At 49.6% G+C, this 16,797-nt stretch carries 19 protein-coding genes and 5 pseudogenes; 19 read left to right on the top strand and 5 right to left on the bottom strand.

All coding sequences use genetic code 11. The features are described 5' to 3' along the window. The first annotated feature begins 7 nt into the window (after positions 1–7). The 19 genes and pseudogenes from KW838_RS03470 (at position 8) to KW838_RS03375 (ending at position 13,839) form a co-directional block, all read left to right on the top strand. Entirely contained in the window at positions 8–427 is a 420-nt protein-coding gene (locus KW838_RS03470; RefSeq protein WP_218500399.1) for an NTF2 fold immunity protein, read from the top strand. Positions 428–886: 459 nt separating this feature from the next. Continuing rightward, positions 887–1,429: a DUF4303 domain-containing protein gene (locus KW838_RS03465; protein ID WP_218500398.1), complete on the top strand. Its 543-nt coding sequence runs from the start codon at positions 887–889 to the stop codon at positions 1,427–1,429. A gap of 147 nt (positions 1,430–1,576) precedes the next feature. Then, positions 1,577–2,056 (top strand): hypothetical protein, encoded by a 480-nt coding sequence (locus tag KW838_RS03460; RefSeq protein ID WP_256358703.1) that lies wholly within the window; start codon positions 1,577–1,579, stop codon positions 2,054–2,056. Positions 2,057–2,313: 257 nt separating this feature from the next. Next, positions 2,314–4,107: pseudogene (locus tag KW838_RS03455) on the top strand (RHS repeat-associated core domain-containing protein); the annotation flags it as partial. 1 nt (position 4,108) lies between these two features. Further along, positions 4,109–4,540 carry an NTF2 fold immunity protein gene (locus KW838_RS03450; RefSeq protein WP_218500397.1) on the top strand — a complete coding sequence of 144 codons (432 nt, stop codon included), beginning with the start codon at positions 4,109–4,111 and terminating at the stop codon, positions 4,538–4,540. A 247-nt stretch (positions 4,541–4,787) separates the two neighbouring features. Then, a pseudogene (locus KW838_RS29420) lies at positions 4,788–6,065 on the top strand (RHS repeat-associated core domain-containing protein); the annotation flags it as partial. Positions 6,066–6,256: 191 nt separating this feature from the next. Beyond that, the gene (locus tag KW838_RS03435; RefSeq protein ID WP_218500396.1) at positions 6,257–6,853 is read left to right on the top strand and encodes an imm11 family protein; all 597 of its coding nucleotides are present in this window, start codon (positions 6,257–6,259) and stop codon (positions 6,851–6,853) included. Positions 6,854–6,996: 143 nt separating this feature from the next. After that, positions 6,997–7,524: pseudogene (locus KW838_RS29415) on the top strand (RHS repeat domain-containing protein); the annotation flags it as partial. Positions 7,525–7,840: 316 nt separating this feature from the next. Beyond that, positions 7,841–8,158, top strand: a complete 318-nt coding sequence (locus KW838_RS03425; protein WP_218500395.1) for a hypothetical protein — start codon at positions 7,841–7,843, stop codon at positions 8,156–8,158. A gap of 19 nt (positions 8,159–8,177) precedes the next feature. Continuing rightward, positions 8,178–8,507 (top strand): annotated as a pseudogene (locus KW838_RS03420) (hypothetical protein); the annotation flags it as partial. A gap of 47 nt (positions 8,508–8,554) precedes the next feature. Beyond that, entirely contained in the window at positions 8,555–8,902 is a 348-nt protein-coding gene (locus KW838_RS03415) for a hypothetical protein (RefSeq protein WP_218500394.1), read from the top strand. 236 nt (positions 8,903–9,138) lie between these two features. After that, positions 9,139–9,348 (top strand): annotated as a pseudogene (locus KW838_RS03410) (RHS repeat protein); the annotation flags it as partial. A gap of 53 nt (positions 9,349–9,401) precedes the next feature. After that, positions 9,402–9,998, top strand: coding sequence for a hypothetical protein (locus KW838_RS03405; RefSeq protein ID WP_218500393.1), 597 nt, complete (start codon positions 9,402–9,404; stop codon positions 9,996–9,998). Between the two features lie 87 nt (positions 9,999–10,085). Beyond that, the gene (locus KW838_RS03400) at positions 10,086–10,532 is read left to right on the top strand and encodes a hypothetical protein (RefSeq protein WP_371317813.1); all 447 of its coding nucleotides are present in this window, start codon (positions 10,086–10,088) and stop codon (positions 10,530–10,532) included. A 43-nt stretch (positions 10,533–10,575) separates the two neighbouring features. Continuing rightward, positions 10,576–11,145, top strand: a complete 570-nt coding sequence (locus tag KW838_RS03395; protein ID WP_218500392.1) for a hypothetical protein — start codon at positions 10,576–10,578, stop codon at positions 11,143–11,145. A gap of 100 nt (positions 11,146–11,245) precedes the next feature. Further along, positions 11,246–11,689, top strand: coding sequence for a DUF6386 family protein (locus tag KW838_RS03390; RefSeq protein WP_218500391.1), 444 nt, complete (start codon positions 11,246–11,248; stop codon positions 11,687–11,689). Between the two features lie 296 nt (positions 11,690–11,985). Then, positions 11,986–12,525: a double-CXXCG motif protein gene (locus KW838_RS03385; RefSeq protein WP_218500390.1), complete on the top strand. Its 540-nt coding sequence runs from the start codon at positions 11,986–11,988 to the stop codon at positions 12,523–12,525. Between the two features lie 71 nt (positions 12,526–12,596). Next, the gene (locus tag KW838_RS03380) at positions 12,597–12,920 is read left to right on the top strand and encodes a hypothetical protein (RefSeq protein WP_256358702.1); all 324 of its coding nucleotides are present in this window, start codon (positions 12,597–12,599) and stop codon (positions 12,918–12,920) included. 409 nt (positions 12,921–13,329) lie between these two features. Then, positions 13,330–13,839 (top strand): hypothetical protein, encoded by a 510-nt coding sequence (locus KW838_RS03375; protein WP_218500389.1) that lies wholly within the window; start codon positions 13,330–13,332, stop codon positions 13,837–13,839. Positions 13,840–13,968: 129 nt separating this feature from the next. Here KW838_RS03375 and KW838_RS03370 read toward each other — a convergent pair whose 3' ends face one another. The 5 genes from KW838_RS03370 to KW838_RS03350 form a co-directional block, all read right to left on the bottom strand. Then, positions 13,969–14,559, bottom strand: a complete 591-nt coding sequence (locus KW838_RS03370) for a helix-turn-helix domain-containing protein (RefSeq protein ID WP_162130295.1) — start codon at positions 14,557–14,559, stop codon at positions 13,969–13,971. A 53-nt stretch (positions 14,560–14,612) separates the two neighbouring features. After that, on the bottom strand, positions 14,613–14,774 hold the full coding sequence (locus tag KW838_RS03365) for a hypothetical protein (RefSeq protein ID WP_173900852.1): 162 nt from the start codon (positions 14,772–14,774) through the stop codon (positions 14,613–14,615). A 72-nt stretch (positions 14,775–14,846) separates the two neighbouring features. Next, the gene (locus KW838_RS03360) at positions 14,847–15,236 is read right to left on the bottom strand and encodes a hypothetical protein (protein ID WP_218500388.1); all 390 of its coding nucleotides are present in this window, start codon (positions 15,234–15,236) and stop codon (positions 14,847–14,849) included. 145 nt (positions 15,237–15,381) lie between these two features. Then, positions 15,382–15,900: a phage infection protein gene (locus KW838_RS03355; RefSeq protein WP_218500387.1), complete on the bottom strand. Its 519-nt coding sequence runs from the start codon at positions 15,898–15,900 to the stop codon at positions 15,382–15,384. 240 nt (positions 15,901–16,140) lie between these two features. Continuing rightward, positions 16,141–16,773: a response regulator transcription factor gene (locus KW838_RS03350; protein WP_102700963.1), complete on the bottom strand. Its 633-nt coding sequence runs from the start codon at positions 16,771–16,773 to the stop codon at positions 16,141–16,143. Between the last annotated feature and the right edge of the window lie 24 nt (positions 16,774–16,797).

Genomic DNA, 16,797 nt, shown 5'->3' with positions numbered 1-16,797 from the left:
GGTTGTTATGGAAGAAGAAGTTTCGGTGGTTGAGGCGTTGAAAGGATTTATGTCGGAAATGCGAGATTGGGAGACAGCTTTTCGCGATGAGCAGATGAGTCTGATCGATGCGGATAAAGATACATCTGACTGTGATAAAAAGTATGAAGTGGAACTTAAGAGGGTTCTAACCAAATTTTCTGTGTCAGATGAACGAAGCTGGGCTCGGCTGGTAGATCTCGGTTGTGGGTCTCCTCCGACTTATGATCCAGAGAGGGATGTAATAAACAAACCTGTTCAAGAAGGTAAAAATTACGCTGTGGTTGTCGAGCAGATGGCTAGGCTAAAGGCTGTATATAAGTTTGTTCTGAAAAATACTGGAAATGGCTGGTTGATAGTGAAAAAAGAAACAAAAAATGGTGATAAGTGGAAAAAAACCGCTCTTTGACCTTTGTGTAAAAGACGGTGGAGTGGTCTGTTGCACCTGTGGCGCGGTAATTCATGGGTGTGTTTGGTTGTTTGTCTGTGGTCAAGGATTAGTGGAGTTTGTGCCGTTCTTTAAAATTTTAACTTTCGAGTGGTTTAAGGTTTTTTAAGCCGTTTTCTCTTTAATCTAAAACTACATGGGAAACATTGGGTCGAGTATTCAAAAGTGCTCGCGCCGGCCAAAAGATCAATCGCCAGTATTATGGCGCAGCCACTTGCACCAACTCAACTTCGGCGGCCAACTGATCTGCGACATCGAACGGGGCGACCTACACCCACCCCAGTATCCAGCCCGACCAAGCAGCAGATAGAGCTATTATGGTTAGAGACTACCGTTTAAAGATGCAGTATTCGTGAAGAAGTCTGAGCTCAAATATTGGTGTTGAGATATTTTTAAGTTAATAAGGGTGGGAGGGTTATTATGGGGTGGGCTGAACTGGAAGAGTGTGTATATAAAGCTGCAAAGTCTGCTTTTTCGAGCCTGAAAGGTGCTCATCCTAATGAAGAGTTTTACGTATGTGCTCTATATACTGATAGCGGTGCTTTGACCATTTGTCCATCTGCTAACTCTTTTCGTGGGTTGGAAGACAAGATAGGTCAAGAAGAAGAGGGAGATAGAACTTATGAAGTTGTTCAATATTATAAGTGGGCATCTTCTGAGTGGGCGTATGAAGCTTGGCAAAGTGAAGAGTTTGAAGGGGTATGCAAGGCTCTAAGGGAGTCTGCAGAGCGGAGCGATTTTGAGAGTTTTCAGGCGCAGGTTTTTCAAGTGATGACAAACGCTCTTCATTTGCTAAAGAATGAGGGTTTTTTTGAATCTTTTAATGCTCATCAGTCTCCTGTTCTGTTTGTAACTATCACAGATGATGATCGTGCAGAGGAATTTGAAAATAAGTCCGCAGAAGTTCTTAATGGTGAGCAGGTTTTTGATGAGTTTGTAAGTCGTTACAATGGTGTGGAGTAAGAGTCTCATCGACGCACGACTCGTTACCTAAAAATTCCTTGTCAGGAATTCCCGGTCCGCATACCGCAAGTGAAGTTCTCAGGGCAACAATTCAACAAGGAAGAAAGGCTCCGCCGCCTGGTGCAATAACTGATTTGGGATTGTAATATGATTGAAATTGACGAAGAGTGTAAAAAAATAGAAGGGTCAGAATTTTTTTATAATATGGGGGGTGACGGGGCTGACGATGGTCGATTGATATATATAAAAAATGTCCGCGAGGTTTTTGTAGAGCCTTCTGATGCTGAGTTTAAGGGGCGCTACGATGGTGTTGAGTGGCTGCCCACATCCCCAACTCAACCGGACCCTTTTTATAATATTCCTAATCCACATTCTGATCTTGTTGCTATGCGGATGAAGGTAAATAAGGCGGTAATGGCTGCGACTAAAAATCTTGGTAAAAATAAATTTTTGTGTGCGTCGCATGACTTTAGCCTTGCGGCAAGAAATGGAATCTGCTTCGCTTTTAGGCAATATGTCTCTGAAGAGTATTACGGACTTGGTGATCGATGGTCGACAATAATAAAATTGTATTACTGTGGTCGCTGGCCTGTTGGCTTCTGTAAGGATGAAATAGTCGTTATTTGATTTGCGATGGATGAGTTGAGTATCTCCGTTGTCGGCAGTTTGGTGAGGGATTTTTAGTTTGTGTAGTTATGTGCGCTTCGCTCTTTTATAATATGATTAGTTTGTGGTCAGGTGATCTAGTGCTCCGTTCATGTCGTCGACGACGCAATTCCCTGCCGCATCAATGTCTTGAGCCTGAACTGTAATTACCTCTGAGAAAACATCCACAGCGGCTAACGTGTGGTGGAGCAATGGACCAGCTATGGTGAGCCCTCAGCATCGGCCGTCTGCTGGCCAAACTCAATGCCGATGCCCGTCAGGATTACGCGTACGACGACGCTGATCGCCTGCTGTCGATCCAACGCCTGCCGACCGCGCAGGGCAAGCAGTTGGGTGTCAGTGAAGAAACCCTCGAATTCTCCTACGACCTGCTCGGTCGCCTGATCCAGGAGACCACAGCGCAAGGCGCCTTGTCCTACGAGTACGACCCACTGAGCAACCTCACCACGCTGACGTTGCCCACCGGCCAACACCTCAATCACCTGTACTACGGCAGCGGCCACCTGCACCAACTCAACCTCGACGGCCAGCTCATCAGCGACATCGAGCGCGACGACCTGCACCGCGAAGTCCTGCGCACCCAGGGCTCGCTCACCAGCTGCTTCGGCTACGACGCGATGGGCCGCAAGAGCTGGCAGTTCGCCTCGCGCCTGCCGGCGGAAAAACTCTCGCGCCTCCACAACCCCGGCATCCAGCCCGACCTGCTGGTCGAGCACGCCTACAACCCGATCCACCGCCGCCACCAGTACGACCCGGCCGGCGAGTTGACCCGCACCCTCGACAAACTGCGCGGCGAGATCAAGTACCAATACGAAGCCAACGGCCAGTTGCACAGCCGCGACACCGGCCAGTTGATCGACAGCGAAGAGTTCCGCTACGACGCCGCGGCGAACCGGCTGAACTTCAACACTAGCCAGTTTGACCACATCAAGGACAACCGCCTCAAGCGCTGGCGGGATCAGGAGTATGCCTACGATGCGTGGGGCAACCTGATTGAGAAACGCAGCGGGATGAACCGGCTGCAGACGTTTGTTTATGACTGTGAGAATCGGTTGGTTCGGGCCGAGACAATGGTCAATGGCAAGCTGGAAAGTACCGGTTCGTATCGGTACGACAGCCTGGGGCGGCGGGTTGGCAAGGTGTCAGAGATCAAGGGTCGGACCGAGCAGAAGCACTTTTTGTGGCAAGGCCTGCGCATGTTGCGTGAGGAACGTCCGGGGCGGAGCAGTCTGTACCTGTATGAGCCGGGGAGTTATGCGCCGTTGGCGCGGGTGGACCAGGAGGAGGGTGGGGAGCAGCAGCTTTACTACTTCCATACCGACCAGATTGGTACGCCGCTGGAGATGACTGACGCGGACGGGAGTATTGTCTGGCAGGCGACGTACAAGGCTTGGGGGGCGGTTGAGAAGCTGACGGTCAATGAAGTCGAGCAGAACCTGCGGTTTCAGGGGCAGTATTTCGACGACGAGACGGGGCTGCACTACAACACGTTTCGGTATTACGATCCGGGGGTGGGGCGGTTTGTTACGCAGGATCCGATTGGGTTGTTGGGTGGTAGTAATTTGTATGGTTATGCTCCCAACACAAACGGGTGGATTGACCCTCTAGGGTGGTGCGTGACTACTAGCGTCACGAGAGGGGGAGGAGGACAGCCGCTAAAAGCAACCGCCACTATTACTCCAAAAGATTTGGGAACGGGTACTGCAACTAATGCATCATCCCGGGCATGGGCCAGATTACTGGGTAATTCTGATGATGATGCCGGCCATATAATCGGTAAGCTTCTCGGTGGTGCGGGAGGTAAAGATGGAGTTTTTCCACAGTTAAAAGGTATAAATCGCGGGCAGTTTAGAGACTTTGAATCGGCTGTCGCCAATGCTGTAAAAAAGAAAGGTGCAGTAGATGTTGAATTGAATTTCATCTATGGCAACGGTGGGACGCGACCAACATCGATAACCTATGATGTTTATCGTCAGGGCAATAAAATACTCGAAGGAATTTTTGGGAATTGATATGACTGATAAAGATCGTTCACTGCAAGCATTAAAGGTTGTTAATGACTTTATGGCTAATATGAACTCTTGGGAAGTAGAATTCTTTAGAGTTCGAAAGGAAAATCTAGCCGGAGGCGGGGATGATCCTGCTATAAAAGCTCGCTTTAGCGGTAAGTTGGAAAAAGTACTACAAAAATTTGCGTTGAAAGATAAAAGCAATTTTGGTCGTTTGATAGACTTGGGTTGTACGAATCCTCCAACGTATGATCCACAGTCTGACGTTATAGAGGTCATTTCTGTGAGCGACGATGAGATTGTTTTTCAGATTCAACAAACTGTTGGGGTAGAGGTTACGTCGCGAATTTTCATGGTTTTTAAGGCTGGCGAATGGCGAATTAAAAAGAAAGAGAGTTTGGGGTATGACGATAAGTGGAGGCGTTCGCCTTTGTAATGTAAGTAATTGAAATGGAGTTTTCGGCTTTCAGTGACTCCTCAAAGGATATTGGTGGGAAGCGGAGTTGGAGATGGTTTGTGGAGTTGGTCAAGATCTTTAAAATTTAATTCTTTGAGTGACTGTGAGCTTTTGCTTCAGTCACTCTCTTTACTAATCTATTACATAGATTATTAATTTCGAAAGCGTCTTAGGGCATTCCCTATATTCCACCGTCACGGTCTAGGTGATGCTCATCGACATGAGCGACGACCTGCACCGCGAAGTCCTGCGCACCCAGGGCACCCTCACCAGCTGCTTCGGCTACGACGCGATGGGCCGCAAGAGCTGGCAGTTCTCCTCGCGCCTGCCGGCGGAAAAACTCTCGCGCCTCCACAACCCCGGCATCCAGCCCGACCTGCTGGTCGAGCACGCCTACAACCCGATCCACCGCCGTCACCAGTACGACCCGGCTGGCGAGTTGACCCGCACCCTCGACAAACTGCGCGGAGAGATCAAATACCAATACGAAGCCAACGGCCAACTGCATAGCTGCGACACCGGTCAACTGATCGACAGCGAAGAGTTCCGCTACGACGCCGCGGCGAACCGGCTGAACTTCAACACCAGCTAGTTTGACCACGTCAAGGACAACCGCCTCAAGCGCTGGCGGGATCAGGAATATGCCTACGATGCGTGGGGCAACCTGATTGAAAAACGCAGCGGCATGGGCAAGCTGCAGACGTTTGTTTATGACTGTGAAAATCGCTTGGTGCGGGCTGAGACGCTGGTCAACGGCAAGCTCGTAAGTACTGGTTCGTATCGGTACGACAGTCTGGGGCGGCGGGTTGCCAAGGTTTCAGAGGTCAACGGCAAGACCGAGCAGAAGCACTTTTTGTGGCAAGGCCTGCGCATGTTGCGTGAGGAACGTCCGGGGCGGAGCAGTCTGTACCTGTATGAGCCGGGGAGTTATGCGCCGTTGGCTCGGGTGGACCAGGAAGAGGGTGGGGAGCAGCAGCTTTACTACTTCCATACCGACCAGATTGGTACGCCGCTGGAGATGACTGACGCGGACGGGAGCATTGTCTGGCAGGCAACTTACAAGGCGTGGGGCTCGGTTGAGAAGCTGACGGTCAATGAAGTTGAACAGAACCTGCGGTTTCAGGGGCAGTATTTCGATGAGGAGACGGGGCTGCACTACAACACGTTTCGGTATTACGATCCGGAGGTGGGGCGGTTTGTAACGCAGGATCCGATTTCTTTATCAGGAGGCATGAATTTTTACTCGTATGCACCAAGCCCTAATAACTGGGTTGATCCATTAGGTTGGTGTTCTACGAAGTTAGGTAACAACATGGGAGCACGTACCGGCGATGGAATGGCAAATCACCATTTGATACCCGAAGAGCTGATAAAAAGTACTCAGTTCAAAAAAATGTTTGGTAGGCTGAACAAAATTGGTTGGGATCCGGATGGGGCGTCAAATGGGATTTTTCTACCTGGCTCAAAAGATCTAGCCAAAACTACTGGCATGCCGGGGCACTGGTCGAATCACGGTCAGTACACTGAAGCTGTAAAAAAACAAGTTGGTGAAACTTAACAATAACCTAAATAATTTGACTGATATAGATCTGGCGCTTGGCGTGAAAAATGTTCAAACGTGGGCTGCTCAGGGTCTAGAAGGCGGGCTATTTAAACTTGATGCCATAACTGGTCGGTTGCTTTAAAGGTGGAAAAATGAAAGATATATATATTATTAGTTATGATCCGGATGGTGAGGGTGCGCCATTTTTTTTTGATTTGAGTTGGGTTCCCGATTTGCCAACCTTCCATTATCCCTCCGAAAACCCAGAGCAAGGTGCCTTAAGCGACTGCTATCGAGCAATGGCTGATGTTCCCCAATTAACGGCAGATTGGTTGCCGGATCATTTTTTGGCGTCCAAAGACTTTTTGGCTGTCTGCGATGTTTTTGAGTGCAAGTATGTTAGCAGGCCGGTTGAACTTTTTACTCAGGGGGTGGCTAAGCAAGATAAGTCATATTTTTTCTTCGCCGTTGTCGAAAGGCTGAGAGCTATGGATTTGGATAGTTCCTCTTTCGTGCTGGATAGTAATGTGAAGTCAGGCGCTCTCGATTTGAGGGGTTCAACTTATGAACGTATTGATAAGCTTGTAGTTTTGGAAAGTGTTGATTCTGATTTGTTCTATTTTGAAGAGATTCATGAGGTTGCATGTTCTGCTCGCTTCCTTAATGAGTGCATTAATAAGAAAATCCATGGTCTTACCTTTAAAAAGATAGATGATGATTATCGGTATGCGCCCTGGGATGATTTTTAGTTAGACGAAGCCGAATGTTATGACGGTGAGAATCGGTTGTTCCGGGCTGAGACGCTGGTTAATGGCAGGCTGGAAAGTACGGGGCCGTATCGGTACTACAGCCTGGGGCGGCGGGTTGCCAAGGTTTCAGAGGTCAACGGTAAAACCAACTCAACCTCGACGGCCAGCTGATCAGCGACATCGAGCGCGACGACCTGCACCGCGAAGTCTTGCGCACCCAGGGCACCCTCACCAGCTGCTTCGGCTACGACGCGATGGGCCGCAAGAGCTGGCAGTTCGCCTCGCGCCTGTCGGCGGAAAAACTCTCGCGCCTCCACAAACCCGGCATCCAGCCCGACCTGCTGGTCGAGCACGCCTACAACCCGATCCACCGCCGTCACCACTACGACCCGGCCGGCGAACTGACCCGCACCCTCGACAAACTGCGCGGCGAGATCAAGTACCAATACGAAGCCAACGGCCAGTTGCACAGCCGCGACACCGGTCAGTTGATCGACAGCGAAGAATTCCGCTACGACGCCGCGGCGAACCGGCTGAACTTCAACACCAGCCAGTTTGACCACGTCAAGGACAACCGCCTGAAGCGCTGGCGGGATCAGGAATATGCCTACGATGCGTGGGGCAACCTGATTGAGAAACGCAGCGGCATGGGCACGCTGCAGACGTGCACTGCTCGAGAAGCTAGAGTGGGTAGTAGGCTTGAGGCTACTTTCGGCAAGCAAAATGTTTTGAAAGAGCGCTACTTGAGAGACGTTACAGGAAAAATTGTAAAAGGTCCGGATGGCACTGCACGGCGCGTGGATTTCGTCGTTAAGCGTTCCGATGGGAGTTGGCAGCCAATTGAAGTGACCAGTAAAACGGCAAATAAAACGCTCCAGCTTATCAAAGAGCAAGAATACGCGAGGCTGGCGGTATGTTTGTGCGAAATCCTAAGACAAAAGAGTTGATTGAAGTTTCGGATGTTTCTAGATTAATAAGGGTGGACTAATGGTCGATTTTACAAAGTATAGTGTTCCAATGTTGTATAGTAGGAATAAGAATTTAGAGTATAAACAGCACGTCATTGATGCATCAATGGCATTGTTAGGTTTTTTGTGGAGGGAGGGGTTAATTGCAAATAAACCTTTTGATGATGCTGGGGGGTTGAAAATGGATTTCATTGTTAAGTTATCTGATCTTAGTCCGGAAGGAGTAGAGCTTTTTAAAAAAGCAGTACCAGCATGGCTTCAGAAAGTTGACCGTGGAGGTGACCGATCAGATGTAGTGGGATTAGAGAAAGAACTGAAAAAAATCAGGTCTAAGTGATTAGTTGAGGTAGCACCAAAACGCCACCGCCAACCTGCTTAAATTCAATACCAGCCAGTTTGACCACGTCAAGGACAACCGCCTCAAGCGCTGGCAGGATCAGGAATATGCCTACGATGCGTGGGGCAACCTGATTGAAAAGCGCAGCGGGATGGGCACGCTGCAGACGTTTGTTTATGACTGTGAAAATCGGTTGGTGCGGGCTGAGACGTTGGTCAACGGTAAGTTGGAAAGTACCGGTTCGTATCGGTACGACAGCCTGGGGCGGCGGGTTGCCACGGTTTCAGAGATCAACGGTCGGACCGAGCAGAAGCACTTTTTGTGGCAAGGCCTGCGAAAGGGACGTAAAGGTAAACTTAATGGTAAGGCTGGACAGCCACTAAAAGGAACATGTTGATGAGTATATTAAAGGTTAAAGAGCCTGTAACGATTGCTGCTGTGATTGAGGCCGTGCAAGCGGGTGATGTTATAATTGATGATCTGTGTGTGTACGTTGAAGATGATGTTGGAACTATAACTCCAGAGCTTGTTTGTTATTTGGATGCATATCCTGAAATGGCAGGAGATGTTGAAATTTACAGTGATTTTGTGGCGGCGAATGAATTGGAGTTAATTTATTATGGTCAGCAGTTTAATGATGTGCTGAGGAATGTTCTCGAGCAGGAGGTATCTGCAAATATAGTTAAAGTGGTGGCTGCGCTTAATTACTATCTTGAAAATGACGATTTTATGGAAGTGAATTAGTGGTGTGTTCAAGGGTGTAAGTGCGTTGGAGAGGGTAAAGTCGTTGTTGGCTTTAATGCTCGACTTGCAGTTGATCGAATAAAGGGAGCGGTTTCAATTAGGTAGTATGGCTTTTCTGAAGTTTTGGCGTTGTACTTTGATGTCTTTTTGAGGCTTTGGTGGGTGGTGTTTGTATAGCTCCTTAAAATTATGTGTTTGGAATGGTTTGGGAGCTTCCTAAACCATTTTTTTATTGAGTTGGTAACCTGATCCGGTGCTTTAGCTACAACCTCGGCGGGCATCTGACCCAGGTCGACGAAACCGGCTACGGCGAAGGGCCACAGCGCCGCACCGAATTCGAGCGCGATAGCATTGGCCGGCTGCTGGCCAAACTGAATGCCGATGCCCGTCAGGATTACGTGTACGACGACGCTGATCGCCTGCTGTCGATCCAGCGACTGCCGAGCGTGCTATTAAGAAATCCCTCGGTGAAGGTGTTAATTTCAAAAGGTAGTTAAGTATGAATTATTCAGATTTGCTGGTGCTTAAGGACGAGGCGTTGACTAAAATTAGCGACGAGAGTTTTTGCGCTAAGTTTGTTGATGATGCTGCTCATGGGGAGATTTCTTTTTCTAAGGGGCCATGTCATACGATAATTCCATTGGAGCTCGAAATGGCGGGTGTTACTCCATCAAAAATTATTGATAAGGAACCGGCCAGTAAAAAGAACGTATCTAAGTATTTTCTTTGTGATGGTCAAGTAGTAAGAATTGAAAGTTATAATTCTCAAGGCTTGCTGGATGAGTTCGAGTTTTTTAGGTCTTTTGGAGGTCTATTATTTTCACTTCGGAAAAATAAACATAATGAGATCCTTTGGCTAAAGATAGCAGAGCTAAAAGATGGGAAGGTTCTAAGAGCTTGTCGCGTAGATGGGGATATGGAGTATTGGGCATATCGATATAGCTGGGAGGAGGACAGAGTTAAAGAGGTTGTTTTATTGGCGAGTAATGGTGTCGCTGGTACCGTAATCAAGGCTGGATATGATATTGATTCGACTGTTGCAAGGCTCTTTTTCTTGAGTGATGGTAAAGAGGTAGATATATATTCACATGTCTAGAAGCCGATTTTTATATGGTGGGTAGATGTTGGTCTATGAATACGGCGTGCTAAGCAACCTGAGGGCGTTCTAGCGGATCTGTGAGTTGTGGGTGAATATATGATTTCGAAAAAAGTAATGGATTTCTGTAGGCAGAAAGGCTGGTGGTACGCTGACGTCAGTGCTGACTATGAAATAGAGCTAAAAAAAATAGACGTTGATGCGTCTAGCGATTTCGGTCAGTTTTATCTTCATGTTGAGGATGGGCCGACTTTTATGAGTCGCGGCAAAGAGATATATCAAATTTGTTGGTTTTCAAAAAATACTAATTTTGATTTGGCGCTGAAACGAACCCATGAAACGCTCGGAGTACCTTTAGAGTATCTTCCATTGGATAGCTTTGAAGGTGAGAGTGGTTTTTTTTATAATAAGCTAACTGGCGAGGTGGTTGAGCTTACTCTTGGTGACTCATTGGCTGAGTTCAAACAGGGGAGGCTCAAGCCCCAGTGGGCAAGTTTTAACGAGTTCTTGGAAAGTTTTTTTGAGTTAAATTGAAGGGGTTTGTACTCAGCAGTTTTTCGTCGGTAGGAGATTGTGGATGAAAAGCGTAGCAAAAATTGAGATATTTCAACCTGGGATCGTTATTTTTGATCCGGTTGCATTGAATGATTTTGTTCTAAGTAATGGGATAGATACTGGTAATTTATTCGAGCTTTTTTTGAGTGACGAAACCATTGGGTTAAGTGTAGTGGAAAAGGGGGTGATTTTTCCTATCTATCAAATTCCGGAAATGGAATATAGTATTTTTCTAAAGGGAACAGACCAAGATCAGAAGTCCAGTTTTAATAAAGCGGTAAAGAAATTTTGCTATTCTGGGATCCCGTTGGTAGTTGTTTCTGGTTTGGTTGTTATTGCTGATCTGAATGCTCTAATGAATTGGGATAGTGATTATTTTCTGGATTATAGAGAGGCTTGTGTTGATGGTCTTGGGAATAATGATTATCTAGAGGTTGCGAGTGGTTTGTATGATTTGAGTATTAGTGGTGTCATGGGGTTGGGTGAACCATTTGTTTCTTTAGGTTATGAACTGGAGTTCAAATCCGTGGCGCAGTTCCCGAAGCTTCCAAATGATGCCTATACTGATGATTGGGACTTTTCCATTACTTGAGTGAGTTCTTCCCTTGGTGACTCCTTGAAACAAACCGCTAGGAAAGCAGGTCAGCAACCTAGGTGATAAAATTATCTCGATAATTTCAAGTAATAAATTTATGGCTCAAAAATTTACTATCGTTACTGATACTGCAACAGTCGCAATATTCGACCTTGCAGCTATAAGGCATAGGATGTCGGACACTCCTGATTGGTGGAGTATCGTTGCAGATGAAATTCAAGAGATTAATGAGGGGAATGTAGCTTTTTTGGGGTTGGGGCAGGATGGTAGTTACAAAATAGCAATTGTCGATGATATAGCTGCGGATTTCGGAGTCTTGTACCTTGGTTTTCCTTCTGGGCAAGTGTTCGTCGGCGCAGGTGAAGATACTACTGGTGGAGATCTTGAGCCTGATGGCTCTGACTCTATTCAAGGGGTGGTAGTTAATTTTAAGCCGGGGAGCTATTTGATGAAATATAAAAAAACAGAGGATGTTCTAGAGTTGGCTTTTCAATCATCGATGAAAAAAACTAATGACCTTGCGGACTCGATAAGGATTTAGGGTGATATTGTTTATCTTGTCTGATGTATCGGAGTCGGGGCGCTTGTCAAACCTTAGGGCATATTGTCAGTTGTCTCGTTAGAGTCGGAGTTGGTTAGGGGTGAATTTTTTTTTTGGGTCTCTGATTTTCAGAGTGGCTTTTAACCTTAATACCTTAGGCCACTTCCTGCATATTGCCCGCACCGCCTGGAGACTGCTGAACATTCGTTAGGACGTCTAGTGTGTTAATACATCCGCAATGAGTACACCCCGGTGATTCGCCTGATTGCGTTGGTCAACTAAAAGGTTGGGTGGTTATGAAGGTTTATTCAATAACGCAAGATGATAAATACAAAACATTGATCGATGCGGATCAGGTGGAAAGTCTGCTGGGATTCGCTACAAAGCTGGCATATGGTGAAGTGATTTTAGAGTCTGAAAGACAGGCTTTTTGTGTCGTCTATAATAGTGATGATAAAAATAAGCCGGCACGTTCTGATTTTTTTACTTTTTTCAGGCCGATCTTGGTTGTCTCGGAAACAGCATATGATGCGCTTGATTTTTTGCAGGTTTTTCCTAGGGTTAAGCTGCTCGGGCCACGCGCAGGGGATGTCGCAATATTCATTGCCGAGCTTCTATCAAATGCATTTGATATTGATCAATCCGATTATGATAAGGGGGAGGGTGGTTACGTCGTTTATAACGCGGTGTTAAAAGTTCCAGAGAGTTACATGGGTGAAATTTTTCGCATTCCTGAAAATCCGCAAGTGCTATATGTCAGTCAGGTTTTCAAGGACGCTGTAGAGTCACTAGGCCTAAGAGGGCTCGCTTTTAAGGAAGTTGCTCGGAGTTGTTGAAGGGGCTGTGAGGTGTGCAGAGGTTGTATTGAAATGGTGTTTTTTTGTTTCGGAAGTAGATGTATTTTTATATGACTATGGAGAAGATAAATACCCAGACAGCCGTTGATAGCGCCGAGAAATACAGCCTGGGTTATTACCGTGCAGGCATCGTGCTTTACGTGATACGCGAGTTTCTGGAAGTTGACGGACGTAAAGTCCCGGTGTCGGCCCTTGCTTCAGTCAATTTGAACGCCTGGAGTGAGAAGGTCACTCTGAAAGACGAGGCGGGGAATCAGATTCTATCAACGGTGTGCACCGGCATCATGAGTCATGACCTGCTCCTCACGACGCTGGATGTGCTGCTGGATGCTCAACGGGCAAGCAGCGGTGAGACTGTCGAGAGCCTGGCCTGAGAATTCCAGGGCCTGAGCAATACAAAAAAAACCGGCTGATCAGGCCGGTTTTTTGTGGCGCGGTGGTAGAGCTTCTGACAATCCGTGAAGTCGCGTTTTTGCCTGCGACTCAATCATTAACCTGGAGAGAAAGATTGTCACTCCGGTTAGATCGATTATTTCTTTCCGCTATTTATATAGATGCAATCTGCATATCCATAACCGATTAATCCGCGTCATGGCTTTTACCTTGTCCGTGATCGAATCCGATTGTTCGTCACAGCAGAAACAATCGTCCTGCCTGCCTCGTTAAGCCTGCCCCGACATCGACTTTAGCTGTTCGATCGTCAGCTTGTTGCGCTCGGCCGATTCCCTAGAATCGGCCTCCATCAGCTTCGCCCAACTATCCAGTCCTTCAGGGAGCAACACCATGATGAATGCCATGCAGATGCAAATGCCGATGAACGCCACCATGCCAATGATGCCGATGATGGGCATGCCGATGATGATGGCGACCATGTCCTGCGACATGATGGACGACGGCATGATGTGCAAGATGATGCCGGCCGCTGGCATGGACATGGCCATGTTCAAGAACAGCGCTGAAATGATGCAGATGATGATGAACTGCGGCATGCCGATGATGATGCACTGCGGCAACATGAGCATGATGTGCATGTCCCAGGCGAGCATGGCCATGCCGATGATGAACATGATGATGCCAATGCCGATGATGGGCATGCCGATGCCGTCGATGAAGTGCGTGATGGAATGCACCATGATGGCTGACGGCATGATGTGCAAAATCATGCCGATGGCCGGCATGAACATGGACATGATGAAAAACTGCTGCGCGCTGATGATGAAAATGATGAACGACTGCGGAATGCCGATGATGATGAGCTGCAACGGCATGCCGCTGATGTGCTGCACCTGCTGATCCCTGCGATGTACCTGTAACTGTAGGAGCGAGCTTGCTCGCGATGGACGTCAACGATGACGCGGGTTTTCTGAAAAAACGCGTCAGCCTTGAGCCCATCGCGAGCAAGCTCGCTCCCACAAGGTCGTTTCAGTCCAGGCGTTCGGGGTAGGTCACTACAAGATAAGCCACCGCTTCACTGTCGGCGGGGTTGCGATAGCGGTGGGGCTGGTCGGCATAAAACAGGATCGAGTCCCCCGTGGACAGCAGGTAACGCTCGTCGTTGACGCTGATTTCCAGCACACCCTGCGCCACCACCAGGTTTTCCTGGACGCCTGGGCCATGGCCCTGCGAATGGTCCTCTCCCAATGGGCTCAGGCGCAGTTCGTAGAATTCCGATTGGCGCGCCACGTCAAAGGGGAACAGGGCGCGGCTGACAAAAGCGCCGTTGGCACTGACCAGGCGTTTGCTCTGGCTCGCCGACAGCACGGCCACACCTTCGAAGGCCCGATGCTCCAGAAACGCAGCCACCGATACCTTCAAGCCTTTGGCGATTTTGCACAGCACCTTGATGGACGGCACGCTGCGCCCCGATTCGATTTGCGCGAGCATGGCACGGCTCACGCCGCACTGTCGGGCCAGGGCATCGAGGGACAGATGGCGCTTGCCCCGCAGGCGCAGCAGGTTTTGTGCTACCCGTTCGCAGATTGGGTCCTCTTCAGGGGCATCCGGATTGTTCAGGTCCAGCACAGGCTCGTCTGCGCTAATCAGAAAGCGCGAGGGTTCGTGCGCGTTCACGCCTGACGTGTCTCGGTAGACCGAGACGCCTGAACCCACTGGAATGCCTGAAGTCCGGCGTTGCGTGCGTACATCTCCCACATGGCCCGTGCCCGTTGCTGAGCTTGTTTGCGTTTGCGGTAGCTGGCGAAGTCGATGAGGTTGTCAGTCGGATTCATGGGGCACTTCACTGTGGTGATGAATGACGGGATGACTGGAGAGTACGCTTCTACTTTTATAACGATAAATACTTAATTTTTATTTGTTAATTCCTTTTTGTTCTTTGTGCGGGTGGTTTCAGGTGTCAACGCAGTACCTGTAGGAGCCAGCTTGCTGGCGATGGACTGCAGTGCGCCGCGTTTATCCAGTTCACCCGCGTTATCGTTAACGACCATCGCTGGCAAGCCAGCTCCCACAGGGGACCATGCCCACGCTGAAACTGTAGGAGCCAGCTTGCTGGCGATGGACTCCAGTGCACCGCGTTTATCCGGTTCACACGCGTTATCGTTAACGACCATCGCTGGCAGGCCAGCTCCCACAAAGGACCGTGCCCACGCTGAAACTGTAGGAGCCAGCCTGCTGGCGATGGACTCCAGTGCGCCGCGTTCATCCAGGTCACCCGCGTTATCGTTGACGACCATCGCTGGCAAGCCAGCTCCCACAAGGGACCGTGCCCACGTAGAAAATGAAGTGACCTCCAAGCCAGTCAACGCCCCCCAAAAAACCATGAAAAAACCCGGCTGATCAGGCCGGGTTTTTTGTTGGGCGTTGTGGTGCGGCGATTAGTTATGCCGCACGATTCTGGATCAGACGATCCGAACCACCTTCAGCAACGCGGTTCTGCAGCAGTTTGTCGGAGCCACCTTCAGCAACGCGGTTCTGCAGCAGTTTGTCAGAGCCACCTTCAGCAACGCGGTTCTGCAGCAGTTTGTCAGAGCCACCTTCAGCAACGCGGTTCTGCAGCAGTTTGTCGGAGCCACCTTCAGCAACGCGGTTCTGCAGCAGCTTGTCGGAGCCACCTTCGGCGATGCGGTTCTGCAGCAGTTTGTCAGAACCACCTTCAGCAACGCGGTTCTGCAGCAGTTTGTCAGAGCCACCTTCAGCCACGCGGTTCTCCATCAACTTGTGGGAACCATCGGCGGCGACGCGGTTTTCGATCAGGCGATCGGAACCACCTTCAGCCACACGGCTTTCAATCAGACGATCCGAGCCGCCTTCAGCGACCACAGGTTGAGCAGAAGTTGCGGCGAAAGCGTTAACTGCGAAAACCGAGAAAGCGATGCTGAGGAGGGTCTGGCGTTTCATGATCGTGTGCTCCGGGGTGCTTATGGGTTGGTATGGAGCAGATGTTACGCCGTGGATTTTTTATGAGAACTTCATTGAGTTGATGGTGACTATTGATGCAGTCAATGGTGGGGAGCGGGCTTGCTCCGGGCGGCGTTTCGACGAAGGCGGTGTGTCAGTCGACAAGATTGCTGGCAATGCCGACGCCTTCGCGAGCAGGCTCGCTCCCACAGGTTTTTGCAGTGGCCACGGGGGGCGGGGTTAGCGGGATATGAGGCCGTGGTCGATGGCGTATTTGACCAGCGCCGCCGGTTTGTCGATGTTGAGCTTGCGCCGGATGCTCAGGCGGTGTGTCTCCACCGTGCGCACGCTGATGTCCAGTTCCCGGGCCATTTCCTTGTTGTTCAGCCCTTGCGCCATCTTCGACAGCACCTGGCTTTCCCTCGGGGTCAGTTCGTTGTCGGAGTTCCTGTCGGCGATCAGCCGCTGTGCGATGTCGGCGCTGTAGAAGGTCCCGCCGCTGGTGATGGCTTCGATGGCGGCGATGATTTCCCGTGACGGGGCGTTTTTCAGCACGTAGCCGCTGGCGCCGGAGCGCACCGATTCACTGACGTATTCGTAATTGTCGTACATGCTCAGCACCAGCACCTTGAGCGATGGGTACTGGCTGCGCAGCACGCGGGTCAGTTCCAGGCCGTTCATGTCCGGCAGGCTGATATCGACCAGCAGCAGGTCCGGCTGGCAGCGCCCGACCATGTCGATGGCGTCGGCGCCGTTTTCCGCTTCGCCGACCACTTCCAGGGGCGACATCACGGCCAGCAGTGCCTTGATGCCGTCGCGCACCAGGGAGTGATCGTCGACCAGGGCGATGCGGATCGGGGAGGGCAGGTTCATCGCAGCTATTCACTCTTGTAGTGG

The sequence above is a fragment of the Pseudomonas sp. PDM27 genome (genome assembly GCF_019219205.1).
Lineage (GTDB): Bacteria > Pseudomonadota > Gammaproteobacteria > Pseudomonadales > Pseudomonadaceae > Aquipseudomonas > Aquipseudomonas laurylsulfatiphila.
The sequence above is the reverse complement of the archived record's forward strand: the minus strand, read 5'-3'. Positions and strand labels throughout refer to the sequence as shown.

Excerpts from the sequence above, each read along its gene's own strand:
- KW838_RS03470 (WP_218500399.1), top strand. The coding sequence starts at position 8 with ATGGAAGAAGAAGTTTCGGTGGTTGAGGCGTTGAAAGGATTTATGTCG.
- KW838_RS03465 (WP_218500398.1), top strand. The coding sequence starts at position 887 with ATGGGGTGGGCTGAACTGGAAGAGTGTGTATATAAAGCTGCAAAGTCT.
- KW838_RS03460 (WP_256358703.1), top strand. The coding sequence starts at position 1,577 with ATGATTGAAATTGACGAAGAGTGTAAAAAAATAGAAGGGTCAGAATTT.
- KW838_RS03450 (WP_218500397.1), top strand. The coding sequence starts at position 4,109 with ATGACTGATAAAGATCGTTCACTGCAAGCATTAAAGGTTGTTAATGAC.
- KW838_RS03435 (WP_218500396.1), top strand. The coding sequence starts at position 6,257 with ATGAAAGATATATATATTATTAGTTATGATCCGGATGGTGAGGGTGCG.
- KW838_RS03425 (WP_218500395.1), top strand. The coding sequence starts at position 7,841 with ATGGTCGATTTTACAAAGTATAGTGTTCCAATGTTGTATAGTAGGAAT.
- KW838_RS03415 (WP_218500394.1), top strand. The coding sequence starts at position 8,555 with ATGAGTATATTAAAGGTTAAAGAGCCTGTAACGATTGCTGCTGTGATT.
- KW838_RS03405 (WP_218500393.1), top strand. The coding sequence starts at position 9,402 with ATGAATTATTCAGATTTGCTGGTGCTTAAGGACGAGGCGTTGACTAAA.
- KW838_RS03395 (WP_218500392.1), top strand. The coding sequence starts at position 10,576 with ATGAAAAGCGTAGCAAAAATTGAGATATTTCAACCTGGGATCGTTATT.
- KW838_RS03390 (WP_218500391.1), top strand. The coding sequence starts at position 11,246 with ATGGCTCAAAAATTTACTATCGTTACTGATACTGCAACAGTCGCAATA.
- KW838_RS03385 (WP_218500390.1), top strand. The coding sequence starts at position 11,986 with ATGAAGGTTTATTCAATAACGCAAGATGATAAATACAAAACATTGATC.
- KW838_RS03380 (WP_256358702.1), top strand. The coding sequence starts at position 12,597 with ATGACTATGGAGAAGATAAATACCCAGACAGCCGTTGATAGCGCCGAG.
- KW838_RS03375 (WP_218500389.1), top strand. The coding sequence starts at position 13,330 with ATGATGAATGCCATGCAGATGCAAATGCCGATGAACGCCACCATGCCA.
- KW838_RS03365 (WP_173900852.1), bottom strand. The coding sequence starts at position 14,774 with ATGAATCCGACTGACAACCTCATCGACTTCGCCAGCTACCGCAAACGC.
- KW838_RS03360 (WP_218500388.1), bottom strand. The coding sequence starts at position 15,236 with ATGGTCGTCAACGATAACGCGGGTGACCTGGATGAACGCGGCGCACTG.
- KW838_RS03355 (WP_218500387.1), bottom strand. The coding sequence starts at position 15,900 with ATGAAACGCCAGACCCTCCTCAGCATCGCTTTCTCGGTTTTCGCAGTT.
- KW838_RS03350 (WP_102700963.1), bottom strand. The coding sequence starts at position 16,773 with ATGAACCTGCCCTCCCCGATCCGCATCGCCCTGGTCGACGATCACTCC.